A 24,028-nucleotide genomic window follows, 5' to 3' on the forward strand; every position below is an offset into this window, starting at 1 on the left:
TGGTCGGTGTGAGACTGGACCATCCACACGGGGTGGCCCAGGGACCGGCCCAGAATGCTGAGGTGGACATGGTGAGCAACGCTTCACCGATGAACGGCGCGACGAGCGGGAAGGCGTTGTCGGAGCCGGCCCGCACGGACGGCATCCCGATCGCGGCGGGCGGCTCGGTCCTGCGACCGCTGAAGGCGGCCGAGGTCGTCGCCCGTGAGGTCGTCCGCCGCATCCGTGCCGATGGACTGCAGCCCGGCGACAACCTGCCGTCCGAGGCTGAGATGCTCAAGCAGTACGGTGTCAGCCGCGAGTCGCTCCGCGAGGGGCTGCGGCTCCTCGAGGTGCAAGGGATGATCAGCATCCGCCGTGGCCCCGGGGGAGGGCCTGTGGTCGGCACCGTGGACTCGGCGAACCTGGGCCGGATGGAGGCGCTCTTCTTCCACATGGCGGGCGCTACCTACGATGAGCTGTTCGCCGCCTGGGTCTTCGCCGAGTCGACGCTGGCCAGGATGGCGGCGGCGAACCCGGACGCGGAGGCACGCCAGAGTGCCATGACGCCGTACCTCACCGGCGAGGTGGAGGATATCGAGCACGCGGACCTGGAGGTCTACATCTCGGGTCACGAGGGCTTCCACGGCGCGGTCTCCGCGTTGGCCGGGAACCGAGTGTTCCAGCTGACGTTCCGTGCCTACGGCCAGCTCGTGGCGCACCACCTGGCCACGATCGGTGACGTCCGCACCATCCATCAGGCACTGGTGGACGATCACCTCCAGCTGGCGCAGGCGATCGTCAGTGGCGACAGCGAGGCCGCGGCCTCGATCATGGAGAACCACCTGACCACGGTGGCGGAGATCAACCGTGCCGAGTTCGGCGTGAGGCTGCAGGGGTCGGTCGAGTGGTTGTGACGGCCCTGGGCACGTGAGCGTGTGCGACGTGCAGTCGTCGCCGAGATGAGCGGGACCCTGAGCGGTTGCCCGGACCCTCTCGCTTGCTTCAAGCCGTGTGCGGGGCGCCGCAACGTCGCGGAACGGGCCGGCCCTTCCTCAAGAGCCGATCGGGGCTTGCTTGGGGGAGGAGTGCCAGGCGACGTGCCTGATGTCCTCCCCCTGCCGGGCCCATACCGCGGTATAGCCCACGACGCTCTCGTGGCTTCCCGTCGCCACGCGAGCCTCGATGGCGACGTCGCCGGACACCACGGCGAGATCACCGAAGATCCGGGTTCGCTGCTCGGTCGGCTCCAGCCGCACATAGCGCAGCGCGCCGCTCCTCAGCAGCTCCAGGAACGACTCCTTGGTGTCCCGCTGACCGTTGGAGTGGGTGTAGACGAGGTCGTCGGAGTAGAGCCGTCCGAGCTGCTCCAGGTCGGAGCGCATCAGTGCGGTCCAACGCGTGTGCTCGAGCTCCGCGATCTCCGCGTGGGTCAGTTCAGACATGCGGTCCTCTCTCGTGCGGTGCTAGCGTGAATACGGAAATACGGAGCGGTGTGGGCTCAGTGGGTGTGGACGACGAAGACGTCACAGGGCGCGTGATGCGCCACCCCACCGGCGACACTGCCGAGCACACGCGCGATCCCTTGGACGCGGCGGTTGCCCACCACGATGATCGAGGCGTTGAGGCGCTCTGCCTCGGACACCAGGGCGTCGGCGGGAGTGCCTCGAACCGCCGCGGAGGTGATCTGGGGGACGAGGGAGGCGAGCTCTTCGGCAGCCCCCCGCGCGATGCGCAGGGCGACGTCGGCCTCGGACTCCCCGCGGGCGTGGTCGCCACCATCGCGCAGGGCATCAGGTGCCTCGGCGGCGTACGCCGAGACCACGTGCAGCGCACAGCCGGTGGCCCGGGCCAGCTCGGCTCCCCGCCGGGCAGATGCCGCGGCCGTGAGGCTTCCGTCGACTCCGACGACGATCAGTTTCTCCACGTTCCCTCCCAAGTCTCTTGACCTGCTTTTTATCATGAGGAATGACCTGTGTCGAGGTGGGCGGAGGGATCGCGGGAACCCGCGAACGGCACGCCACCGTCGGAGCCTGACCGGGGTCATCGCCGTCCGGTTCGGGTGACGCGGAGCGCTTGGAGGTGCGGGTACGGACCCAGGTGACTTCACGCAGTCCCGCTACAGCGACGGGCGGCGCGGCACCTCCCGTCACACGCGAGATCTCGCGGTGTTGGGCTCAGGAGCTGCCGGAGCCGCGCGGCCGAGCCAGGGCTTTGGCATCAAGGCCGCCCAGGGAGTCGCTTCCGACCTCTGCGTTGTGGGCGTGGGCCGCGTGGTGCAGGCCGAAGACCGAGTCCATGCCGGCGCGCATGCCCTGGAGGTCCTCCGCCTGGTTGACCGCCTTCTTGGTGAGCGCGAGGCCTAGGCGGGGCATGCCGGCGATGCGTTCGGCCATCGCCATCACCGTGTCGTGGAGCTCGACTCGCGGCACCACCTGGTTGACCATCCCCAGCTCGTGCGCTCGAGCGGCCGGGAAACGATCGCCGGTGTAGAGGAACTCCTTGGCCGCACGGGGGTTCATCACCCAAGGGTGGGCGAAATATTCAACGCCTGGGATGCCCATCCGGACAACCGGGTCGGAGAAGAATGCGTCGTCGGAGGCGATAATGAAGTCGCAGGCCCAGGCGAGCATGAGGCCGCCGGCGATGCACGCACCGTGCACCATGGCGATCATGGGTTTGGGAATCTCGCGCCATCGTCGGCACATGCCCAGGTAGACCTCGGACTCGCGAGCGAGGCGGGCGTCGACCCCCTGCTTTCCCACGTGGTCCCAGTGGATGATCGCCTTGCGCTCGAAGGTCTGGTCGATGTCCCGGCCCGGAGTGCCGATGTCGTGCCCAGCGCAGAAGTGCTTGCCGCTCCCTGTCAGCACGATCACCCGGACCTCGTCGTCGTCCACTGCCCGCACAAAGGCTGCGTCGAGGGCATAGGTCATGGCTGAGTTCTGCGCGTTGCGGTACTCGGGGCGGTTCAGGGTGACGACTGCGACGGGGCCGCGAACCTCGTAGGTGACGGGTTCGGGCTCGACGGCGTGCTCGGGCGACATGTGGGGGAGGCTACCCAATACGGCCCCTCATTCATACTGATGAATAGGTGCGCACCTGCCCGCCGAGGCGCAGCCCCACCGAATCCGGTCCAGCTCGTCGCGAGCACACGGAAGGGCCGGCGGTCGATGAGGTGATGGGGAATTCCCGAGCCGCGAGAACCGGTCAGATCTCCGTGGGTGGCAAACCGGTGGAGTGCGACTCGGTATGCTGCCCGGCACGTCCGGTCGCGTCAATCGGCCATCTCCAGGAGGCTTGCGCGTGCCTGTGCTCAACGGTGTCGGTGGTCGTACGTTCGTGACCGACCACGACACGCCCGGTCGTCGTGCACTCGGCGCTGCTGACGTCGGCGCTCGAATCCGCCGGCTGCTCGCGGAGCTGTCGGAGGGTTCGCAGGCGGCGCCGGCTGCGCTCGCAGGAGAGCTGTTCGCCGTCTCGGGTGTGATGCGCGGTGTCGCGAGATCGCGGCTCACAGGCGTGGTGTCCAAGCGGAAGACCGCGCCGGAAGCCGACGGGACATTGACACGCGAAGTGGGCACCCGAGCGCAGTCCCGCCGGGGAGTGCGGACCGTCATGTCCACTGGAGCCAAACCGTGAACCTCCTTTCCCGCCAAGAGCTCGTCAACCTCCGTGACGTCGGTGGGCTCCCCGCCAAGGGGGGTGGTGGGACGACGCGCCACGGAATGCTCTACCGCAGCGATGTCCCGCACGACGGGGACGCCGATCCGGCCCACGTGCCGCACTGGCCGCCGGCGACCGTCGTCGACCTGCGGACGGAACGCGAGGCCGAGCGAACGTCATACGCGCTTCGGGGTGCTGAGCGGGTGCCCTACCCCCTGCATGGGGCGGCGGCACCAGACAGCGTGCGCGGGTCCGACCTGGGCGCCATATACCGCCACATCCTCGAGTCGGTGCCCGAGCGGGTCGCCGCAGCCGTCGGCATCGTCGTCAGCAGCCCTGCCCCCGTCCTGGTGCACTGCACGGCGGGGAAGGACCGTACCGGCATCGTGATCGGTGCCCTGCTCCTCGCGGCTGGGGTCGCTCCCGTCGATGTGCTTGCTGACTACCTGCGCACGGCGGACAACATGGACGCCGTGGTGCAGCGCGTCGCGCGCCGCGCACGACCCGGGGCGCGGCCGCTCAACCCGGCCTGGCTCCTCACGCCTGCGGAGGCGTTCACTGAGGTGATCAAGGCACTCACCCTCTCTGCGCACGGGGACGTCCGCGGATGGCTCTGCGCGCACGGCACCCGTCGTGACCGCCTCGACGAGTGGGCTCAGCGGTTCGTGCAACCAGCCGTGCGTGCGGAGGCCTGGTGACGAGGCGCGGGTACCGGGTGTCAGAATGCCGCCTACGAGGACCTCGTCCGCGGGGTCGCGTTCGGCCGCCGGGCTGTGCTGGCCGCACCGCCAAGCGGGACAGGGCTGTGGGGCCAGGCTCGGTCAGCCAGAACGTGAGTTCCTCATGAGGAATATGCTAGCCTGGCGCTCCCATTGGGCCCAGGCGACCAGGAGCGGTCATGACGTACGTGATCACCCAGAACTGCTGCAACGACGCGTCGTGCGTCGCCGTCTGCCCGGTGAACTGCATCCATCCGACCCCGGACGAGCCCGGGTACAAGACCGCGGAGATGCTGTACATCGACCCGGACGTCTGCATCGACTGCGGAGCGTGCCTCGACGCCTGCCCCGTCAGCGCGATCGAGCCCGATTTCGACCTCCCGTCGGACCTCCTTCCCTACATCGACCTCAATGCCCAGTACTACCGGCACCCGACACACCTCGGATATCCGCAGGTGCCCGCCAAGGCGGGCCGGCCCAGCCGCGAGTGGCCCGGGTCTGAACAGCTGCGGGTGGCCATCGTCGGTTCCGGGCCCGCCGCGAGCTACGCGGCGGAGGAGCTGTTGAGCCAACGAGGGCTGACCGTCCACGTCGACATGTTCGAACGGCTCACGGCTCCGTGGGGCCTCGTGCGATTCGGGGTGGCCCCAGACCACCAGGAGACCAAGGCCACCGCGGACGACTTCGCGCGCACGGCCAGGCGCAAGAACTTTCGCCTCTTTCTCGACGTCGAGGTCGGCAAGACCCTCACCCACGACGACCTGGCGGCTCGCTACCACGCCGTGATCTATGCCGTCGGTGCCATGGGCGACCGCCAGCTCGGCATACCTGGGGAGGATCTCCCCGGAAGCCACTCCGCCACCGAGTTCGTCGCCTGGTACAACGGCCATCCCGACTACGCCGATCGGACATTCGACCTGTCCGGTGAGCGCGCGGTCGTCATCGGCAACGGAAACGTCGCCCTGGACGTGGCTCGGGTCCTGCTCAGTGACGTCGACGACCTTCGGCGAACAGACATTGCCGACCACGCGCTGGAGCAGCTGGCGGCCAGCCGGATTCGCGAGGTCGTCGTCGTCGGGCGTCGAGGGCCTGCGCAGGCGGCATTCACGACGCCAGAGCTCCTCGGGCTCGCCGGGACGACCGGGCTCGACATCCAGGTCGCACCCGACGAGGTGTCGATCGACGAGGCGACCCGACAGTGGTCGGTCGGCCGCGAGGAGTCGATGGCGCTCTACAAGGCGCGCATGATCGCGGAGCTCGGCTCCGCGACGCCGACGGCGTCGCGGCGGGCGAGCCTGCGCTTTCTCTTGTCGCCTACCGAGATCATCGGTGACGAGCGCGTCGAGGGGGTCCGCTTCATGCGGAACTCCCAGACCTTCGAAGACGGAGCTGTTGTCGCCCATGCCGCGGAGCGGGCCGAGGAGCTGAGCTGCGGCCTCGTGCTGAGGTCCGTCGGTTACCGCGGAGCCGCGATGCCGGGTCTGCCCTTCGACGAGAGCCGGGCCGTGCTGCCCAATGTGGGCGGCCGGGTCGTGCAGGCCGTGGGATCGCACGAGCCAGTGAACGGCGTCTATGCCACAGGTTGGATCAAGCGGGGCCCGTCCGGGGTGATCGGCACCAACAAGCAGTGCGCCAAGGAGACGGTGGACGCCCTCTTGGAGGACTGGGTCAACGGGAGCCTTTTCGTCAGTGCTCCGGACCGCGATGTCATCGACCTGATCCCCGACCACCTGGACCTGGCCGGCTGGAACGCCATCGACGACCATGAGCGCCGCACCGGGCGGCCCTTGTCCCGGCCGCGAGTCAAGCTCGTCAAGCGCGCGGAGATGCTGCGGGTCGCCGCAGCGGCAGCGACCGCTGCCGCTGCCGCTGCCGCTGGATCCAACGCGTGAGCACGTGCTGAGGCCCTGCTCCTCGACGGGTTCCGACGGGCCCTGACCCGAGCAGGATCCGCACCGGCGCCAGGTAGACGTCGTCGAGCGTGACGACCCGATGATCGGGACGGCGCCCTCCCGCCCCTCGATCGCACTTGCGGCGTAGACGCACGGCAGGAGCTCTGAGGCGCCCACCGGTACTGCACCGTTCGCGGCAGTGCGACCTCTCTCGGGTATGCGGCGATCGGCTGCTGACGAAACTGGGAGCGCGAAGGGACTTTCGACCGGCCGTCCCTGCCGTGTGTCTCAGCGGCGCAAGATGCCTGTCAACGCCGCGTGAATACTGACCCCCAGATGCCGAGTGAATGTTGACCCCCTCGGACACAGTTCGGGGAGTGATCACTGTGGAAGATTGGGCCGAGATCCGACGGTTGCATCGGTCGGAGGGCATGGCGATCAAGGCGATCGCGAGGCAGTTGGGCGTCGCCCGGAACACGGTGCGCTCGGCGTTGGCGTCCGACTCGCCGCCGAAGTATGAGCGCAAGAACGCCGGCTCGAAGCTCGACGCGGTCGAGCCGCAGATCCGGGCGTTGCTCGCCGCGACGCCGACCATGCCGGCGACCGTGATCGCCGAGCGCATCGGCTGGGAGCGGTCCTCGTCGATCCTGCGTGCCCGGGTCGCCGAGCTGCGCCCGCTGTTCGTCCCGCCGGACCCGGCCGACCGGACGCAGTACACGGCCGGGGAGATCGTCCAGTGCGACCTGTGGTTCCCGGGTCGGGTCGTCCCGGTCGGGGACGACGTGCTCGCGGACCCGCCGGTGCTGACGATGGTCGCGGCGTGGTCGGGATTCATCATGGCGCTGCTGATCCCGACGCGAACCACCGGGGACCTGCTGGCGGGGATGTGGCAGTTGCTCTCCGCCACGCTGGGAGCGGTGCCCAAGACGCTGGTGTGGGACAACGAGTCCGGCATCGGCCAGCGCCGCCGGCTGACGGTCCCGGCGCGGGCGTTCGCCGGCACGCTCGGGACCCGGATCTACCAGGCACGTCCGCGTGATCCGGAGACCAAGGGGATGATCGAGCGGGCGAACGGATACTTCGAGACCTCGTTCATGCCCGGGCGCACGTTCGCCTCGCCGGCGGACTTCAACGCCCAGCTGACCGGCTGGCTGCCCTGGGCCAACGACCGGGTGCTGCGCCCCACCGGTGTCCGGCCCGCCGCCCGGATCGGCACCGACGCCGCCGCGATGGCCGAGCTGCCCCCGGTGGCCCCGACGACGGGGCTGACCACGAGGGTGCGGCTGGGCCGGGACTACTACGTGCGGGTACTGGGCAACGACTACTCCGTCGACCCGAGCGTGATCGGCCGGTTCGTCGACGTCGCGGCGGACCTGACCACCGTCACGGTCACCTGCGCCGGGCATGTCGTCGCCGTCCACCAACGCTGCTGGGACACCCGGCAGACGATCACCGACCCCGCGCACGTGGCCACCGCCGCGGTGCTGCGCCAGGCGCACCAGGCCCGCCACCGCACCCCCGCTGCGCCCGCCCGGGAGACCGGGGTCGGGATGCGGGCGCTGACGGACTACGACGAGCTCTTCGCCCTGGGCGCCATGGACGACCTGCACGCCGGCGACGGGCTGTACGAGGAGGCGTGCCAGTGAGCGCCGGCGCCGGGCGGGACCTGGCCGGCGAGGTCGCGTTCCTGGCCCGCGAGCTCAAGACCCCGGTGATCACCCAGACCTTCGCACAACTGGGCGAGCAGGCCCGCGCCGAGGCCTGGTCCCACGAGGAGTACCTCGCCGCCGTCCTGGGCCGCCAGGTCGCCTCACGCACCGCCAACGGCACCCGGATGCGGATCTCCGCCGCGCACTTCCCGGCGACCAAGACCATCGAGGACTTCTCCTTCGACCACGTCCCCGCCGCCACCCGGGACCTGCTCGCCCACCTAGCCACCACGACCTTCATCCCCAAACGAGAAAACGTGGTCCTGCTCGGACCGCCCGGCACCGGCAAGACGCACCTGGCCATCGCGCTGGGCATCAAGGCCGCCGAGGCGGCCTACCCCGTCGCGTTCGACTCCGCCACCGGGTGGATCAACCGCCTGGCCGAGGCCCACGCCCGCGGCAGCCTCGAGCGCGAGCTCCGCCGCATCCACCGCTTCCGCCTGCTGATCATCGACGAGGTCGGCTACCTGCCCTTCGACGCCGCCGCCGCGTCGCTGTTCTTCCAGCTCATCGCCAACCGCTACGAGACCGGCTCGGTGATCGTGACCTCGAACCTGCCCTTCAGCCGCTGGGGCGAGACCCTCGGCGACGACGTCGTCGCCGCCGCGACCATCGACCGCCTCGTCCACCACGCCCAGGTCATCGCCCTGGACGGGGACTCCTACCGCACACGGGCCCACCGCACGGGCCCACCACCAGCCGCACGAACCAGCAAGTAACCACCATCAACGACCCCGAGAGGGGTCAACTTTCAACCGGCGCCAGGGGGTCAAGATTCGACCGGCGTTGACAATGCCGGCGGGCGGAGGGGCAGTCTCCGCTGGTGAGGCGGTCGGCGGTGCGCACCCGCCGGATCACCCCCACTGAGCACCGGGGCGCCACGGTGCTGCACCCAGAGTCCGGGGATGTGACTGTGGGCGGGGTCAACGTGGTGTCCCTCGCGCTCGCGGATCACGTGAGGACGACCGAGCGCGCCGGCCTCGGCCACGGCGTGCTGGTGGTGACGACGCGACCGGGGGCGGGACGACACCCGGTCGTGCAGGACTGGATCGGTGCGGGCGTAGCGACTCGTGCCCTCGCGACGGGCAGATCGGCCGTGCGCCGCGCCGGCGCGGGACTGCCCTCGCAGCCACGAGCCCGCCGGGGCCTCGCGACGATGCGCGGCACGTCGAGTGCGCGCTTCGGCAGGGGTTGGCAGCGGTAGGGGCAGCCAAGGCTTGCCTTAATCCTCATGAGGAATTACTGTTGCGATGTGGCTGGGGGACGCCCGAGCCCGTAACGACGTACCAGGGAGACGCAATGTCGAACAACGAGGTCGCGGCTGTCCGCCCCGGGGAAGACCTTGACTGGGCAAGGCTCGACGCCTGGCTCAAGGACGCCCTCCCGCAGCTCACCGGGGACTTCTCGGTGCTGCAGTTCCCGAAGGGCTCGGCGAACCTGACGTACCAGGTGACTGTCGGCGCCACGAAGCTCGTCGTCCGGCGGCCTCCGTTCGGCAGGCTGGCCAACAAGTCGCACGACATGGGGCGCGAGTACCTCGTTCTCTCACGGCTCCATGCGGCATACGACCGCGCCCCGCGCGCCTTGACGTACTGCAGCGACCCGGCCGTGATCGGCGCCGAGTTCTTCGTCTCCGAGTACCGGCCCGGGGTCATCGTGTGGGACCACGTCCCCGAAGCGCTGTCCACCGATCCGGATGCTGTCGAGCGTGTCGGCTTCGCCGTGGTCGATGCGCTCGCCGAGTTGCACGAGGTGAACGCCGAGAAGTGCGGGCTCGGTGACCTGGGCCGTCCCGACGGCTACCTCGACCGCCAGCTCTCGGGATGGGCACGCCGCTGGGCGGACGTCGCGGAGGTCTCCTTGCTGTCGAGCGCTGATGAGACAGCCGCAACGATGCGGGAAGTGGCTGCACGGCTCCTCGCTCAGCAGCCGACCAGTCAGCTCCCGGGAATAGTCCACAACGACTTCAAGATCGACAACTGCCAGTTCACAGCGGGACTGCCCGACCGTGTGTACTCAGTCTTTGACTGGGACATGGCGACCCTGGGCGACCCGCTGTGCGACCTGGGCACCCTGCTCAACTACTGGCCCGACCACACTTTGACCGAGGACGATGTTCGCTACTTCATTGCGGCGTCCGCCACGCGCGCTCTCCGGCTGCCGTCCCGATCCGACATCGTCGAACGGTATGCGAAGGGCAGCCGCCTCGACCTGTCGGACGTGACCTGGTACGAGGCCCTCGGCTGCTGGAAGACCGCCGTCATCCTGCAACAGCTCTATGCCCGCAGCGTCCGCGGCGAGACGTCCGACGAGCGCATGCGGCAGCGCGGCGAGATGGTCGCCCCGCTCGCCCGGCGGGCCGTTGACCTGCTTGGCGGTCAGGTCTGATGCAGGCCCCAGCTTGGAATGAACCACATCATCGATGCGCGCGAACGGCTCCGAGGAGGACCACATGAAAGCAGGAATGCGGCTGGCCAGCTCCGTCTGCGAGACGGAGGTCATGGTGATCCGAGCCGCGGACGTCGCACTGGACTGCGGGGGGCAGCCGATGCTCGCGCCGGGCGGGGAACGTCCAGGCGGCGAGCCAGCCGCAGATCTGGCGGGCGGGACCGAGCTCGGCAAGCGGTACTCGCATGACGAGTCCGGACTCCAGGTGCTGTGCGTGCGGCCAGGGGCAGGGACGCTTTCCATCGCCGGCGTGCCTCTTGAGCAGATGGTCAGCAAGCAGCTGCCCTCGTCGGACTGAAAGGCGCACGAATGAACCTGGCGATGCTGCTGGAGATGGTGGCGCAGGCGGAGCCCGACCGCGTCGCGGTGTCTTCCGGCGGGAGCAACTTCACCTACGCGGAGCTCTTCGACCGCGCTCGGCGCTACGCGACCGCGCTCGAGGGACGTGACGTCTCCGCAGTGTGCTACCTGGGCGTCAACTCCCCGGAGGCGGTCGCGCTGATGTTCGGGGCCTCCTTGGCGGGATTGCCCTACGCGCCGCTGAACTACCGCTGGACGGCCGCACAGCTGGCCGAGGCGGTCGGCCGGATCGCCCCGGTTGCCATCCTGGCCGACGAGGACTGCGAGGCCCGTGTGCCGGATGTCCCCGGCGTGGCCCGCGTCGACCTCACCGGCGCGCGGGAAGGCGGCGTGCCCGTCGATCCTGATGGGGAGGCGCCAGCGGTGCTCCTCTTCACCAGTGGAACGAGCGGCACGCCCAAGGCCGCCCTGCTGCGCAACCGGCACCTGGTCCCTTACGTCCTCGAGACCGTCGGCTTCGTCAACGCCGAGCCGGACGAGGCGATTCTCGTGTCGGTCCCGCCGTACCACATCGCGGCGATCAGCTCCGTGCTCACCTCGGTGTACGCCGGACGCCGCATGGTGCAGCTCGCGGCGTTCGAACCCAGCGACTGGGTGCGCGTCGCCCGCGAGGAACGCGTCACCCAGGCGATGGTCGTCCCCACCATGCTCAACCGCATCCTCGACTGCCTGGAGGAGGACGGTCAGGGGCTGCCGGCCCTGCGGCACCTGTCGTACGGCGGTGGGCGGATGCCGGCCGCGGTCGTGGAACGGGCGATGCGTCTGCTCCCCGAGCTCGATCTGGTGAACGCCTACGGCCTCACCGAGACGAGCTCGACGATCACGCTCCTGTCGCCCGACGACCACCGTGAGGCAGCGGGCAGCGAGGACCCGGCGGTGCGAGCACGTCTCGGCTCCGTCGGTCGTGCCCTGCCTTCGATCGAGATCGAGGTGCGCGACGACGACGGGAACGCTGTGCCGGCAGGATCGCCGGGGGAGATCTGGGTGCGAGGCGACCAGGTCTCAGGGGAGTACCTCTCCCACCGCACCATCGAGAGCAGCGGCTGGTTCCCGACCCGGGACCACGGCTACCTCGATGCCGATGGCTTCCTGTACCTCCACGGGCGTGCCGACGACGTCATCGTGCGAGGCGGGGAGAACCTCTCCCCGGCCGAGATCGAGGACAGGCTGGCCGAGCACGACGGCGTCGCGGAGGCCGCGGTGGTCGGCGTTCCCGACCTCGAGTGGGGCGAGCGAGTCGAGGCCTTCGTCGTCCTCGCCCCGGGTGCGCACGTCCAGACGGCGGAGCTTCAGACCTGGGTGCGGGAGACTCTGCGCTCCACGCGCGTCCCGGCCGAGATCCACTACGTCGACGAACTCCCCTACAACGAGACCGGGAAGCTCCTGCGCCGCGAGCTGCGCGCCAGGCTCGCCACCGGGTCATGAGGCAAAGGTGAAGATGGTGGGAATCTGCCAGGACCGGGTCGTGATCGTGACCGGGGCGGCGAACGGCATCGGCCGTGAGCACGCCCTGGAGTTCGCCCGACAGGGCGCGCGGGTGGTGGTGAACGACGTCGCGCCGGTGGACGGTGTGCTCGAGGAGCTCCGCGCGCTGGGGGCCGACGCGCTCGGCAACAGTGACGACATCTCCTCCTGGGAGGGGGCGCAGGCCCTGGTCGCCGCTGCCGTCAGCGAGTTCGGCGTCTTGCACGCGGTGGTCAACAACGCCGGCATCCTGCGGGACAAGATGGTCGTCACCATGGAGCCGGACCAGTGGGACGCGGTGATCCGGGTGCATCTGCGGGGTACGTTCTGCGTCACCCGCCACGCTGCGGCGTACTGGCGGGCGCAGAACAAGGCAGGCACCCCCGTCGAGGCCCCGAGGATCGTCAACACGTCGTCGCCGTCGGGGCTGTTCGGAAACGTGGGGCAATCCAACTACGGGGCGGCCAAGGCCGGCATCGCCGCCTTCACCGTCATCGCAGCGGATGAGCTTGCCCGTCTCCACGTAGGCGTCAATGCCATCGCGCCGACCGCCCTGACCGACATGACCATCGGACTGGACTCGTACGTCGACAAGGTCCGGCGGGACAGCGAGGCCGCCGGGTTCGACGTCGGGTCGCCGGCCAACGTGTCACCACTCGCGGTCTGGTTGGCCAGCCCCGCCAGCGAGGGCATCACCGGGCGCGTCTTCACCATCAACGGTGGCGCCATTTCGGTGGTGGAGACCTGGGTCAAGGGCCCGACAGCTCGCCAGGATGCCAGGTGGGACGTGCGCGAGCTGGACGACGTCGTCCCCGACCTCGTTGCGCGGGCACGCCCCAACTCCCAGATGAACGGCATGCCCCGATGACCGAGGGCAGCGGCGGGACGAAGGTCTTCGCAAGCATCGACGAGTTCTGCGCGGCTGAGGGAACGCTCATCGGAGCCAGTGAATGGTTCACAATCGACCAGGAGCGCATCAACGCCTTCGCGGACGTCACCGAGGACTGGCAGTGGATCCACGTGGATCCCGTGCGCGCCGCGTCCGGACCGTATGGGGCGCCCATCGCTCACGGCTACCTGACGCTCTCGCTGATCCCGCGGCTCGGCGGAGCGATCTTCCGGGTCGAGGGCAGCGACATGCAGGTCAACTACGGCCTCAACAAGGCCCGGTTCCCCCAGGCGGTGACCGCTGGCGCGAGCATCAGGGCGGTGGCAACGCTGCTGTCGACCCAGCGCACGGCGGCCGGTATCCAAGCGGTCATCCAGTACACGATCGAGATCAAGGGGCAGAACAAGCCCGCCTGCGTCGCGGAGACCGTGCGTCTTCTCGTCACCTGACCAGTTCGTCCTACGACCCGTTCGTCCTACGACATGGAGCAACTCGTGCCTGAAGCAGTCATCGTCTCGACGGCCCGGTCCCCGATCGGCCGTGCGACCAAGGGCTCGCTCACCCACTTCCGGCCGGACGACCTTGCCGCGACGATCGTGCGCGAGGCGCTCGCGAAGGTGCCGGAGCTGGACCCGGCCGACGTCGAGGACCTGATGCTCGGGTGCGCTCAGCCCGCGGGCGAGGCCGGGTACAACCTCGCCCGCGCCGTCGCCGTGCTGGCCGGTCTCGACACGGTGCCCGGCACGACCGTGAACCGATACTGCGCGTCGAGCCTGCAGACCACACGCATGGCCTTGCACGCGATCAGGGCCGGGGAAGGATCGGTCTTCATCTCGGCGGGGGTCGAGACAGTCAGCCGATACGTGCACGGCAAGGCGGACGGTCTGCCCGGCACCCACAATCCCGTCTTCGACGAGGCGCAGGCTCGTAGCGCCCAGCACGCTGAGGCCGGGGGCGCCTGGTCCGACCCGCGGAGCGCTGGATCCCTCCCCAACCTCTACCTCACCATGGGGCAGACCGCGGAGAACGTTGCGCAGCTGCGCAACGTCTCGCGTGCCGATCAGGACGAGTTCGCCGCGTTGAGCCAGCAGCGCGCGGCACGGGCGCTCGCCGAGGGGTTCTGGGCGCGCGAGATCACCCCAGTGCCGGCCCCCGACGGGCACCTGATCACCGCGGACGACGGTCCCCGGCCAGGGGTCACCATCGAGGGGCTGGCTGCGCTCCAACCGGTTTTCCGGACAGACGGCACCGTCACCGCGGGGAACTGCTGCGCCCTCAACGACGGAGCCGCCGCTCTCGTGATCATGTCGGCCGATCGGGCGTCGGAGCTGGGCGTCCGGCCGCTGGCGCGAATCGTGTCGACCGGCGTCAGTGGCATCTCACCGGAGATCATGGGCCTCGGCCCGGTGGAGTCCTCCCGGAAGGCCCTGCGCGCGGCCGGCATGACCATCAGAGACGTAGACCTCGTGGAGATGAACGAGGCGTTCGCGGCCCAGGTGATCCCATCTGCCCGCGAGCTTGAGGTGGATCCCGAGACCCTCAACGTCCATGGCGGCGCGATCGCCGTGGGCCACCCCTTTGGGATGACCGGCGCCCGTCTGGTGACGACCTTGGTCAACGGTCTCGAGTGGAGCGACAAGGAGATCGGCCTCGCCACCCTCTGCGTGGGCGGGGGACAGGGCATGGCCCTGGTGCTGCAGCGGCTCTAGCGCGGCGGCGGAGCGCCGCCCGGCGCGGGCTACATCGTCAGCACAACCTTGCCGACGTTGCTGCTCTGCTCCACCATGCGGTGCGCCTGGGTGGCTTCCTCCAGCGGCAGGGCGGCGTGGACCACCGGCCTGACGAGTCCCGCCCCGACCGGCGGCAAGACCTTGCGGACGACCTCGCGGCAGATGACCCCCTTCTCGGCCGCGGGGCGTGGTCGCAACGACGTGGCCACCTCGTCACGAGGAGGAGACCCCCGGCAGCCGGGCCCCGCCTGTCGTCAACGTGTGCGGACCAACTCCTGGGTGGGGACGCCGCCGCGAGCCGGGAGCGGAGGAGCAACCTCTGCGACGTTCTGCGCGGGAGCCAACGGCTCAGGCGACGGCGACAGCCTGGGACGAGCCGGCGCAGGAACGCCCTCGGCACCCATAAGGCCCGGGCCACTCAGAATGCCCGTTGTTCGAGAGGAAACCGCGGATCGAGTGACCAGACGCGCAGGATCAGGACGGTCGCCGCGCCGATGACGAAGGCGCCCGCCGAAGAGAAGGCGGCGCTTGGTCCTACCCAGGCCCATGACAGACCGAGGAGCAGGCCGCCCACGGGAATCAGTCCTGCGTAGCAGAGCTGGTTGAGACTCATGACTCGACCGCGGTGGCTGTTCGCGATCGAGCCCTGGATCACGCGAAAGCACAGCGTGAGAGTCGTGAACTGGCAAGCGGCCGCGGCCATGACGAGGACCAGCTGGACGGGCTCACTCCTTGCCCACCCCAAGGCGCCGACACAGAGTCCGAGTCCCAGCATGCTTGTGCATATGCGCCGGAGGTCCCAGGAGGTCGGCATTGGCACCGCCGCCAGCACCACGCCCACGATCGCGCCGAGGCCGGTCGCGGACATCAGGACGGCGAACCAAGTGCTGTCGTCGGTGGCCAGGGTTGCCAGTGAAGCGATCTGCGAGAGGTAGGACGACCCGAAAAGGGAGACCGCGCCGACTGCCATAAGGCTCGCCATGAAAGGCCACCTCTCGGTGGCATGGGCCGCGCCGCTCCGGATCGACTGGGAGAAGCTCGAGGAGACGGCAGAACCGCGTGTCTGGGAGGCGCGCGTGGTCAGGGCCAGTGCGACGATGGCAACGCACAAGACGCAGTGGACGACCATCGTCAGCGAATTTCCCGCGGCTGCGATGAGGATCGCTGCGAGAGCCGGTCCGAGGAACCTGGACAGCGTGATGCCGAAGCTATGCAGCGTGACAGCCGTCGTTGTCAGGCCCCGCGGGACCGACTCGGCCACGAGCGCCTGGCCGGCGGGCTGACTCGCTGCCAACGCAAGCCCGAAGACGAAGCCACTCACCATGAACGTCGTCGGTGCAGTGCGACCGGCAAGGAGGAGTGTGACGATGCTCGCGCTCACCGCCAGGATGAGCAGGTGGGAGGCGGCGAGAAGGCGGAGCCGATCGAACCGGTCCGCCCACACGCCCGCATGCAGCGAGACCAGCAGGAACGGCACCAGTGTCGCGAAGTAGAAGAGACCGAGGGCCATCGGGTCAGCGTCGGTCTGGCTCGCCACCATCCCCTGGAAGGTAAGGATCACCATCCAATAGCCGAGGTGGGGAAGGGTTCCCAGTGCCCATGCTCTTCGGTACAGAGGTCTACGGACCGTTGCCAGCCACCGATTGTCGCCTTGCCGGGTCACCGTGCGAGGAATCCTGCATCGACGGCGAGGCGGTGTCCGGTGACGACGGAGGACGCAACGGAGGACCTGTCCGAGCACAGCCAAAGGCTGGCGTGGGCGACCTCGTCGGGCGTGCCCAGGCGGCCGGAGAGGCTGAGCGTGAACTCGTCGTGGGCCACGACTCCTGCATGTTCACGGGGCTTTCGGATCATCGGGGTATCGATGGCACCGGTGAGCACCGCATTGACGCGGACGAGTTGTTGGCCGTACTCCGCAGCGGCGATTTTCGTCAGGCCGAGCACCCCGTGCTTGACGGCGCCGTAGGCGGCGTTGTTGGGTCGCGCGCGGATCGAGCTAGTTCCTGGCACCTGTGGCATGACGCCCCTCTGCGAACGGTGATCGGGCCTGCTGCGCCCGCGGAAACTGCGGGTTCCTCATGATAATTGAGGCGTCAAGAGCAGATCCGTGAGCGTCGCTACGTAACAACGCGGACCGTGAGGGGTGTGGACATTCGGACAAGCGAAGTGGACGGACTGAATCCGATCCCTTTCGCGTCAGAGAGACTGAGGGATCCTAGAGAATCTTCACGGCTGCTCGAACGCTTCTCCACCGACGACGACGGCGCGTACCTGAGGCTCCCCGGACCGCAGTGGGGCCTTCAGCAGACAGAGGTCTGCGAGCGCCCCGACCTCGACCCGACGGGCCGCCCCGCCGGGGTCATCTGGAGGGCTGAGGTAGCCAGTCAGCACCTCGACGGGGTTCACTCGCTCACGGGGGCCGAGCACTCGGCCCCGGCGAGTACGCCGCGCGGCGGCGTCGGCCATGGTCCGCCAGGGGTCGGCATCGCCGTACGGCGCGTCGCTCGAGGCGGCGACGCGCACCCCCGCATCAAGGAGGCTGCGATAGGGGTAGAGGCGCGCAATGTCCTCCCGGTCGAGGTCGCGCAAGTACTCATCTCCGCGGAGCCGGAGGAAGCTGGGCTGGGTCACCACGGCAAGCCCGAGTGCCGCCAGTGCCTCCGCGATGCCAATGGGCACCACCGCGGCGTGCTCGATGCGGTCACCGGGGACAGACCCGACCTCACGCAGTGCCGCCAGCGTCAGCAAGAGTGACTCCGGCGTCACGCAGTGCACCGCAACGGGCCGGCCGGCGGCGTGGGTGCCGCCGATGACCTGGACGAGGTCGTCATACGTGGGGAGATCGTGGTCGCGCAGCAGCAGCTTGCGCGGGCCTGTGAGTCCGCCGAGCAGCGTCACCCTGATGCCGCTCAGTGCCGTCAGCGCCTCCACGGCAGCCGGGGACAGGTCAGGGGTGGCGTCCGTGACGCCGGTGATGCCGTACCGGTGGAGCCGCGCCACCACGCCGCCGAGATCGGGCAAGGTCGACGGCAGGGCGGCGCGGAGCCGCGCGTCGTACCTGAAGAGCCGGCCCGTGGGCTCACCGTGTTTGTCTCGTTCGACGTCGGCGGTCCCATCCAGCCAGGAGCTGACCTCGGCCAGGGCGCGGCTATTGAGCATCCACAGCGCGCCGCTGCGGTGCTGCACGCGCACGGGCACGTCTGAACGCACGGCGTCGAGGTCGTGCCGGTCCGGGGTGGAGGCGGTTCCGAAACCTCGCACCCATCCCTCGTTCACGGGGGCGGTTGCCAGAGCGTCGAGCGACTCCGAGCAGTCGATCGACGCCATCGCCGCTGCCATCGCAAAGAGATGGAGGTGGTGGTCGTGCAGCCCGGGAAGCAGGGTCCCGCCTCGAGCCTCGACCACGCGCGAGCTGCCGCACAGGCCCGCGCCGATCTCCACGATGCGGTCGCCTTCGATGCGTACGTCGACTACCGCTTCCTCGAGCTCAACCTGCCGCAACAGGAGGCTCACATGGGTCTCCGCGACGGCGCGGCGACGGGAAAGCGGCCCGTCGCGGACTCCACCCACCAACCGTCCGACGCCCGTGAGACGACGTGCGGCTCGATCGTCCCCGATGCCGCGTCGGCGGCGACGTCGTGCATCGAGACGTCGATGAGCAGTGCGTGCTCGCCCAGCAGCGCCTCTGACGCGGCAGCCGCTGCGACGACGCCGGCGAGGGGGTCGCCCAGCGCATCGCCACAGGGCAGCACGTCACCGGAGTCCTCGACATAGAGCCCCGCACCCACGGCCACGTCGTCGCCGAAGCCCACCGCGTTGGACGAACGTCCCGCTGCTGTGATCGAGAGCCACGTGATGCCTGCCTCGACGACGTCCTCGGCCACCAGCCCGAGCTGGCGCAGCGCCCGTGGACGTGAGGACTCCAGGACGAGGTCGGCCGACAGCACCAGTCGCCGGAGCTCCTCTCGCCCTGCGGAGGACGAGAAGTCGACGGAGACCATCTCGTGGCCCGCGTGCATGAGGTTGAAGAACTCGGCCGGGCCGCGTCGGGCACCGTCCGGCCTGGACGTGCTCTCGACCTTCGTCACGGTCGCACCGGTGCGGCCCAGCAGGTGAGCACAGAGCGGGCCTGCCCACATCGCTGTCAGGTCGACGACGACGGGGTGCGCGCCCACGGACCTGCGTCGTCCCCCGCGTGCAGTCAGGACACCCGGCCGCACCGAGGGGCGCCGCTCGGCGCAGGGAAGTCCGAGCAGGCGTGCCCGTGCGGCGGCCTCCGCGGTGTCGACCCAGGCGGCCCAGGCCAGGACGGAGGGCCAGCCCCACGCGTCGGCGTCTTCGACGAGTGCGGGCACCAGCTCCAGGTCGCTGGGGCGGGCCAGCGAGAGCCCCATCCAGCCGTCCCTGGTCCGGAAGGTGCGGAATGCGCCGCCGCAGGACGAGGGCCCGCTCCGATGGAGCCCGGTGATCGCGGCGCGCTCGCCGAGCACTCGAACGTCAGGCAGCTCCGGTCGTGTGCCGGTGCGCCGGAAAGCCGCGTCGGCGACACGTCGGAGTCCGGACGCCGTCGTGGACGCGGGCTGACCAGGCGCCGCCAGCGGTGGGCCGTCGGCCCTGCCCGTCAGCGCCATGGCACCTGACCATGCCCAGAGCTCCAGCTCAGACGCGGGCATCGACTCAGACGCCGGCATCGACCAGCCCCCACGCGAGCGCGGTGTCGAGGTCGATCCGGCGTCCGGTCAGTGCCATGTAGGCGGTCCGATAACGGCCGATCCGGCGGGTGACGCTGACCGTGCCACCAGCGCCTGGCACCAACCCCAGCGACAGCTCGGGAAGCATGAACCACGCTCCCTCGCGCGCCTCGACCCGGGCGGCGAATGCGGAGAACTCCAGGCCGGCCCCGATGCACGCGCCGTGCACTCTCGCCACGACCCGTTCACGAATCCGGTGCACGTGGAGACCGGCACTCTGCTCGAGGCGCACCTGGTGGGCGGCGACGACATCGGGCGCCGTGCCGAACTCGTCGAGATCGCCGCCGCTGCAGAACGATGGCCCAATGCCGCGCAGCTCGACCTGGGTGATCGACTCATCCAGAAGTGCCACCTGAAGACCCTCGATGAGCCGGTCGCGGACTGCCCGCCCGAACGCGTTGTGTCGCCCCGGACGATTCAGCGCGAGAGTGAGCACATCCCCCTCGCGTGAGAACAGCACGGGATCGTCGCCGGTGGGTACCTCCCGTCGAGGCGTCGCGGCGCGCCAGCTCCGGAAGTCCGGCCCGGCCAGGAGCATCGAGTACGCGAGCGACTCCGCCACGAGCGCGTCTGCCACGTCGAGCTGAGCGGTCAGTGGAAGGAGCGAAGCGAGAGCCCGCGAGGCGCCCGGCGCTCGCGTGACGGTTTCACGGATGAGGTCGAGATCGTCCGGCTCGGGTGCCACCCAAAAACGCCCCGGTCCGTCGGGCGCCAGGGTCAGCGTGAGGGCACTGAGGACATGGGCGGACTCGGGCGGGAGCGCCTGGCTGCTCACGCCGACCAGGACTGTGGTGCGCGCACGGCGTGCGTACGCCTCGCCGACGGCCGGAGACCAGTGAGTGTTGTCGAGGTCCACGATCTCCATGGCTTCGGCCGCTGTCACCGCGCTCCTCACGACTACCTTCTCTTTCGGTCCGCGGCGGCCGAGATGCCACCAACGGCGGGCCACGCGGGCCGCGAAAGACCGGGAGAGCGCCCGCTGCTTCCGCGAATATACCTCACGAAATTCGGCGTCCGGCGTGGCCTGCAGGAGTCCCACCCGTCGTGCCCGCGCTCGCCCATGCCGTTCAGTGGCCCTCGCAGGAACCAGCAAAGATCATGAGGAATATTGACGCGAGTGACGCTGCATGCCAATGTCATCGCTCACACGGCGGCAACACGACGGGCTGCCGGGCTAGCAGTTCTTCGCCGAGGCAGAGAGGGGTGATGGAGGTGGTCCCGTCACTCGCCTTTCTCGGACCTGGGCCCCGGTACTGCGCGTGCGCTCCTCGCCCCGGAGCCCATCACGACCCCCGACGGGGTGGCCCGCGGCCGCAGACGGCTCTCGACATCGTCAGCGGTGACACCGAGCAGGCCACCGGTCGGTCTCGGGCGTCTCTACGAAGCGTTACCCAGATCGGTCGCGAGGGGCCTGGCGGCACGCCGACGGGCCGGTCACTTGGTGCCAGCGCTGAGCGCTTGAAGCGGCAACGACAACACACAAGGAGTTCTCCATGCTTTTCCACGACGTGATCGCGCAGGCGCTCAGGGACCACGGCATCACGGATGTCTTCGGTGTGATGGGCGACGCGAACCTCTACATGATGGACAGCTTCCAGCGGCACGCGGGATGCCACTTCTACTCGGTGTCACACGAGAGCGGTGCGGTCCTCGCGGCCAACGGCTACGCACGGGCGACGGGCGGCGTCGGCGTCGCGTCCGTGACGCACGGGCCCGCGTTCACCAACATCGTCACGGCGTTGGTCGAGGGCGTGAGGGAGCGCACTCCCATCTTGGTCGTGGCGGGCGACACGGCCGTGGTCGACAAGGACAATTTCCAGAACATCAGTCAGCGCGACGTCACCATCCCGACGGGCGCCGGCTTCGAGCAGGTCCGCTCCGTGAAGACCGTGTGCGAGGACGTCGCGGTCGCCGTGCACCGCGCGCTGAACGAACGTCGACCGGTGGTGCTCAACGTGCCCGTCGACTTCCAGTGGCAGGAGGCGAAGTACGCACCGCCGGCCGGGCCGCGTTGGTCGGGGCACCAGCAGCTCGCCCCCTCCCAGGCTGCGCTCGAAGACGCCCTGGGGATCATCGCGTCTGCCAGGCGTCCGGTCGTCCTGGCGGGGCGGGGGGCGTCGAGCGAGGAGTCACGCGCCGCTCTCGTGCGCCTGGCCGACCGTATCGGGGCTCCGCTCGCCACGACCCTGCGCGCCCGCGACCTGTTCCGCGGTGAGCCCCACAACCTCGGCATCTGCGGCACGCTCTCGCACGAGGTGGCACTCCAGGCCCTCACCGACGCGGACTGCCTCATCACGTTCGGTGCGGGACTGAACCGCTGGACCACGGCCGAGGGCTCGATCCTGGCCGACAAGGCGGTGGTGCAGGTCGACAGCGAGAGCGCCGCGCTCGGCCGGTTCCAGGTGGTCGATGCGATGGTCCAGGGGGATGCGGGCGCGGTGGCCGACCTGATCGGAGACCTGCTCGACGAGGCCGAGGTGAAGCCGACCGGCTACGCATCCCCGGAACTCGCCGCCAAGCTCGCCGCCCGCTCCGACGCTGACTTCACCGATGCGAGCACCGACCGCACGGTCGACCACCGCAGCGCGATCCTCAAGCTGGACGCCGCCTTCCCCCAGGACCGCACGCTGGTCTTCGATGGTGGCCGGTTCGTCATGAAGTGCTTCTCGATGTTCCATGTCTCGCACCCGAGCGACTACCACCACACGGTCAACTTCGGCTCGATCGGCCTGGGGATGGGGACGGCGATCGGGGCGGCGACCGGCTCCGGGAAGCCGACGCTCCTCATCACCGGCGATGGAGGGTTCATGCTCGGTGGGCTCGCCGAGTTCAACACGGCCGTACGCCACAAGCTCGACCTGGTCGTGGTGATGTTCAACGACGGCGCCTACGGCGCCGAGCACATCCAGTTCCGGAACAAGGACATGGACCCCACTTCCTCGACCTTCGACTGGCCGGAGTTCGCGCCGGTGGCCGATGCGCTTGGCGGCAAGGGGTACACCGTGCGCAACCTCGCCGAGCTCGATGCGGTGATCGCTGAGCTGCCCGCACGGGATCGGCCGGTGCTGATCGACATCAAGCTCGACCCGGACAAGGTCACCGCGCACTGACGATCGGTGGAGGTTCGCCCGCGATGGCCGGAGGGTCCTGAGTTTGCCCTGTTCGCCATTCAATCATCCGGATAGAAGTCCAGCTGAGGAGTGAACGTGAGGCTGTCGATCATGCTTGCCGGCGGTGGGGGCATGCGCGTGTCGGACATGGTGTCGCTCGCCGTCCGCGCCGAAGTCGCTGGCGCGGACGGCGTGTACATGCCGGAGGCGTGGCGGTCGGGATTCGTGACCCTGTCGGCGATCGCGGTCGCGACGAGTCGCCTCAGTCTTGGGCCCTATGTCCTCAACGCGCACGCGCGCACACCGATGATCGCGGGCATGTCGGCGGTCGACCTTGACGAGTTGTCCGGGGGGCGACTCGTGCTGGGCGTGGGGAGCGGGAACCGTGTGACGAACGAGTCCTACCAAGGGGTTCCCGTGATCCGGCCCCTGGAGAAGATGCGTGACTACCTCGCGGTTCTGCGCGGCGTGGTCGAGGCCCGCTACGGCCAGCGGGTCGACTATGTCGGCGCGAGGCACAGCATGTCGGGCTGGCACCCCCAGGTCAGTCCCGTGCGTAGCCGGATCCCCATCCTGTTGGCCGCCACCTCGCCGAAGATGGCACAGGTCGCGTATGAGCGGGCGGACGGGCTGGCACTCGGCAGCCTGCTCACCCGAGAGTACGTCGCACAGGCCCGGGCCGAGGGGCAGCGCGCGGCGGGTGAGAGCTTCACTGTCACCGCAGCATCATTCGTCTCGGTCGACGACGACCGGGAGCGAGCCCGCAACGCCGCCCGGTCGGCAGTTGTCAACCTCTATGCGGGCAAGCCCCACCCGCACTACGACTCCCTCTTGCGACAGCAGGGCTTCGCCGACGTAGCGGACGCCGTCGGCGAGGCCGTCGAAGCGGGCGACCTGGCCGCGGCGAGATCGGCGGTCAGCGACTCGGTGGTGGACAGGCTCACGATCGCCGGGACCAGGGAGGACTGCCTGGCGCGCCTGGAGGACTACTCGGACCTTGCCGACGAGCTCATCTTGGTGAACGTCAACACCATGCGTTACCAAGCGGGCGACCACGCTGTGGGAGCCGCAGCGACCGGCACGCAGGATTCCTTCTCGCCACTGCTTGGCCTGATCGAGGAGGCGTCCAGCCGCCGCTGAGCTCGCGGCGGTTCCCGCCTCCCGCTGCTCACGACCGGCCCGCTCGCTCGGACGGAAAACGTTCGGACATCTTGGTAATTGGTATTTTGACTTCATAATGTTCAGAGGCAGCGTTGCCACCCGCACAAGGGCGTGGCGGCCACGACTTATCGGCGCATGCGCGAGCGCGGC

23 protein-coding genes are annotated in these 24,028 nt (G+C 69.3%); 14 read left to right on the forward strand and 9 right to left on the reverse strand.

From position 1 onward, the window contains the following. Positions 1-68 precede the first annotated feature (68 nt). Positions 69-896 (forward strand): FadR/GntR family transcriptional regulator, encoded by an 828-nt coding sequence (locus GD880_RS08150; protein ID WP_226909483.1) that lies wholly within the window; start codon positions 69-71, stop codon positions 894-896. A 138-nt stretch (positions 897-1,034) separates the two neighbouring features. Here the strand turns inward: GD880_RS08150 and GD880_RS08155 are convergent, their stop codons facing one another. The 3 genes from GD880_RS08155 to GD880_RS08165 form a co-directional block, all read right to left on the reverse strand. Then, complete coding sequence (locus tag GD880_RS08155) at positions 1,035-1,424, reverse strand: nuclear transport factor 2 family protein (RefSeq protein WP_152231129.1); 390 nt, start codon at positions 1,422-1,424, stop codon at positions 1,035-1,037. A 56-nt stretch (positions 1,425-1,480) separates the two neighbouring features. Continuing rightward, on the reverse strand, positions 1,481-1,906 hold the full coding sequence (locus GD880_RS08160; RefSeq protein WP_152231130.1) for a universal stress protein: 426 nt from the start codon (positions 1,904-1,906) through the stop codon (positions 1,481-1,483). 250 nt (positions 1,907-2,156) lie between these two features. Then, entirely contained in the window at positions 2,157-3,026 is an 870-nt protein-coding gene (locus GD880_RS08165; protein WP_152231131.1) for an enoyl-CoA hydratase, read from the reverse strand. Between the two features lie 259 nt (positions 3,027-3,285). Between GD880_RS08165 and GD880_RS20300 the strand changes: the two genes are divergently transcribed. The 11 genes from GD880_RS20300 (at position 3,286) to GD880_RS08215 (ending at position 14,835) form a co-directional block, all read left to right on the forward strand. Continuing rightward, on the forward strand, positions 3,286-3,621 hold the full coding sequence (locus tag GD880_RS20300) for a hypothetical protein (RefSeq protein ID WP_193314410.1): 336 nt from the start codon (positions 3,286-3,288) through the stop codon (positions 3,619-3,621). Continuing rightward, positions 3,618-4,343 (forward strand): tyrosine-protein phosphatase, encoded by a 726-nt coding sequence (locus tag GD880_RS08170; protein WP_193314411.1) that lies wholly within the window; start codon positions 3,618-3,620, stop codon positions 4,341-4,343. The genes GD880_RS20300 and GD880_RS08170 overlap by 4 nt, the downstream gene beginning before the upstream one ends. Positions 4,344-4,543: 200 nt before the next feature. Beyond that, a complete protein-coding gene (locus GD880_RS08175) occupies positions 4,544-6,256 on the forward strand; it encodes an FAD-dependent oxidoreductase (protein WP_152231133.1) in 1,713 nt (570 codons plus the stop codon). A gap of 377 nt (positions 6,257-6,633) precedes the next feature. After that, on the forward strand, positions 6,634-7,902 hold the full coding sequence (gene istA, locus GD880_RS08180; protein WP_193314412.1) for an IS21 family transposase: 1,269 nt from the start codon (positions 6,634-6,636) through the stop codon (positions 7,900-7,902). Then, positions 7,893-8,684: an IS21-like element helper ATPase IstB gene (gene istB, locus GD880_RS08185; RefSeq protein ID WP_193314413.1), complete on the forward strand. Its 792-nt coding sequence runs from the start codon at positions 7,893-7,895 to the stop codon at positions 8,682-8,684. Before istA ends, istB begins: the two co-directional genes overlap by 10 nt. A 580-nt stretch (positions 8,685-9,264) precedes the next feature. Continuing rightward, complete coding sequence (locus GD880_RS08190) at positions 9,265-10,353, forward strand: phosphotransferase family protein (RefSeq protein WP_152231136.1); 1,089 nt, start codon at positions 9,265-9,267, stop codon at positions 10,351-10,353. A gap of 34 nt (positions 10,354-10,387) precedes the next feature. Continuing rightward, positions 10,388-10,711 (forward strand): hypothetical protein, encoded by a 324-nt coding sequence (locus GD880_RS08195; protein ID WP_226909474.1) that lies wholly within the window; start codon positions 10,388-10,390, stop codon positions 10,709-10,711. Positions 10,712-10,722: 11 nt separating this feature from the next. Next, complete coding sequence (locus tag GD880_RS08200) at positions 10,723-12,198, forward strand: class I adenylate-forming enzyme family protein (protein ID WP_152231138.1); 1,476 nt, start codon at positions 10,723-10,725, stop codon at positions 12,196-12,198. 13 nt (positions 12,199-12,211) lie between these two features. Continuing rightward, positions 12,212-13,105 carry an SDR family NAD(P)-dependent oxidoreductase gene (locus GD880_RS08205; RefSeq protein ID WP_193314424.1) on the forward strand — a complete coding sequence of 298 codons (894 nt, stop codon included), beginning with the start codon at positions 12,212-12,214 and terminating at the stop codon, positions 13,103-13,105. Then, entirely contained in the window at positions 13,102-13,575 is a 474-nt protein-coding gene (locus GD880_RS08210; RefSeq protein ID WP_152231139.1) for a MaoC family dehydratase, read from the forward strand. The genes GD880_RS08205 and GD880_RS08210 overlap by 4 nt, the downstream gene beginning before the upstream one ends. 45 nt (positions 13,576-13,620) lie before the next feature. Beyond that, positions 13,621-14,835 (forward strand): acetyl-CoA C-acetyltransferase, encoded by a 1,215-nt coding sequence (locus GD880_RS08215; protein WP_152231140.1) that lies wholly within the window; start codon positions 13,621-13,623, stop codon positions 14,833-14,835. 29 nt (positions 14,836-14,864) lie between these two features. Here GD880_RS08215 and GD880_RS08220 read toward each other — a convergent pair whose 3' ends face one another. The 6 genes from GD880_RS08220 to GD880_RS08245 all read right to left on the reverse strand — a co-directional run bounded on the left by GD880_RS08220 (position 14,865) and on the right by GD880_RS08245 (position 20,490). Further along, on the reverse strand, positions 14,865-15,053 hold the full coding sequence (locus GD880_RS08220) for a zinc-binding dehydrogenase (RefSeq protein WP_226909475.1): 189 nt from the start codon (positions 15,051-15,053) through the stop codon (positions 14,865-14,867). A gap of 221 nt (positions 15,054-15,274) precedes the next feature. Continuing rightward, positions 15,275-16,597 carry an MFS transporter gene (locus tag GD880_RS08225; RefSeq protein WP_319593258.1) on the reverse strand — a complete coding sequence of 441 codons (1,323 nt, stop codon included), beginning with the start codon at positions 16,595-16,597 and terminating at the stop codon, positions 15,275-15,277. Further along, positions 16,516-16,875 carry an SDR family NAD(P)-dependent oxidoreductase gene (locus GD880_RS08230; RefSeq protein WP_152231143.1) on the reverse strand — a complete coding sequence of 120 codons (360 nt, stop codon included), beginning with the start codon at positions 16,873-16,875 and terminating at the stop codon, positions 16,516-16,518. The genes GD880_RS08225 and GD880_RS08230 overlap by 82 nt, the downstream gene beginning before the upstream one ends. Before the next feature lie 207 nt (positions 16,876-17,082). Further along, positions 17,083-18,369 (reverse strand): amidohydrolase family protein, encoded by a 1,287-nt coding sequence (locus GD880_RS08235; protein WP_152231144.1) that lies wholly within the window; start codon positions 18,367-18,369, stop codon positions 17,083-17,085. Continuing rightward, on the reverse strand, positions 18,366-19,250 hold the full coding sequence (locus GD880_RS08240; protein ID WP_226909476.1) for a CoA transferase: 885 nt from the start codon (positions 19,248-19,250) through the stop codon (positions 18,366-18,368). Before GD880_RS08240 ends, GD880_RS08235 begins: the two co-directional genes overlap by 4 nt. Before the next feature lie 283 nt (positions 19,251-19,533). Then, a complete protein-coding gene (locus GD880_RS08245) occupies positions 19,534-20,490 on the reverse strand; it encodes an enoyl-CoA hydratase/isomerase family protein (RefSeq protein ID WP_152231146.1) in 957 nt (318 codons plus the stop codon). A gap of 625 nt (positions 20,491-21,115) precedes the next feature. Between GD880_RS08245 and GD880_RS08250 the strand changes: the two genes are divergently transcribed. After that, positions 21,116-22,717: a thiamine pyrophosphate-binding protein gene (locus GD880_RS08250; protein WP_264372275.1), complete on the forward strand. Its 1,602-nt coding sequence runs from the start codon at positions 21,116-21,118 to the stop codon at positions 22,715-22,717. A 96-nt stretch (positions 22,718-22,813) separates the two neighbouring features. After that, positions 22,814-23,857, forward strand: a complete 1,044-nt coding sequence (locus GD880_RS08255) for an LLM class flavin-dependent oxidoreductase (protein ID WP_152231148.1) — start codon at positions 22,814-22,816, stop codon at positions 23,855-23,857. The last annotated feature ends 171 nt before the right edge of the window (positions 23,858-24,028 follow it).

Source organism: Georgenia ruanii, assembly GCF_009193175.1.
GTDB classification, from domain to species: Bacteria; Actinomycetota; Actinomycetes; order Actinomycetales; family Actinomycetaceae; genus Georgenia; species Georgenia ruanii.

Excerpts from the sequence above, each read along its gene's own strand:
- GD880_RS08150 (WP_226909483.1), top strand. The coding sequence starts at position 69 with ATGGTGAGCAACGCTTCACCGATGAACGGCGCGACGAGCGGGAAGGCG.
- GD880_RS08155 (WP_152231129.1), bottom strand. The coding sequence starts at position 1,424 with ATGTCTGAACTGACCCACGCGGAGATCGCGGAGCTCGAGCACACGCGT.
- GD880_RS08165 (WP_152231131.1), bottom strand. The coding sequence starts at position 3,026 with ATGTCGCCCGAGCACGCCGTCGAGCCCGAACCCGTCACCTACGAGGTT.
- GD880_RS08175 (WP_152231133.1), top strand. The coding sequence starts at position 4,544 with ATGACGTACGTGATCACCCAGAACTGCTGCAACGACGCGTCGTGCGTC.
- GD880_RS08190 (WP_152231136.1), top strand. The coding sequence starts at position 9,265 with ATGTCGAACAACGAGGTCGCGGCTGTCCGCCCCGGGGAAGACCTTGAC.
- GD880_RS08195 (WP_226909474.1), top strand. The coding sequence starts at position 10,388 with ATGCGCGCGAACGGCTCCGAGGAGGACCACATGAAAGCAGGAATGCGG.
- GD880_RS08200 (WP_152231138.1), top strand. The coding sequence starts at position 10,723 with ATGAACCTGGCGATGCTGCTGGAGATGGTGGCGCAGGCGGAGCCCGAC.
- GD880_RS08205 (WP_193314424.1), top strand. The coding sequence starts at position 12,212 with ATGGTGGGAATCTGCCAGGACCGGGTCGTGATCGTGACCGGGGCGGCG.
- GD880_RS08210 (WP_152231139.1), top strand. The coding sequence starts at position 13,102 with ATGACCGAGGGCAGCGGCGGGACGAAGGTCTTCGCAAGCATCGACGAG.
- GD880_RS08230 (WP_152231143.1), bottom strand. The coding sequence starts at position 16,875 with ATGCCACAGGTGCCAGGAACTAGCTCGATCCGCGCGCGACCCAACAAC.
- GD880_RS08240 (WP_226909476.1), bottom strand. The coding sequence starts at position 19,250 with ATGGGGCTCTCGCTGGCCCGCCCCAGCGACCTGGAGCTGGTGCCCGCA.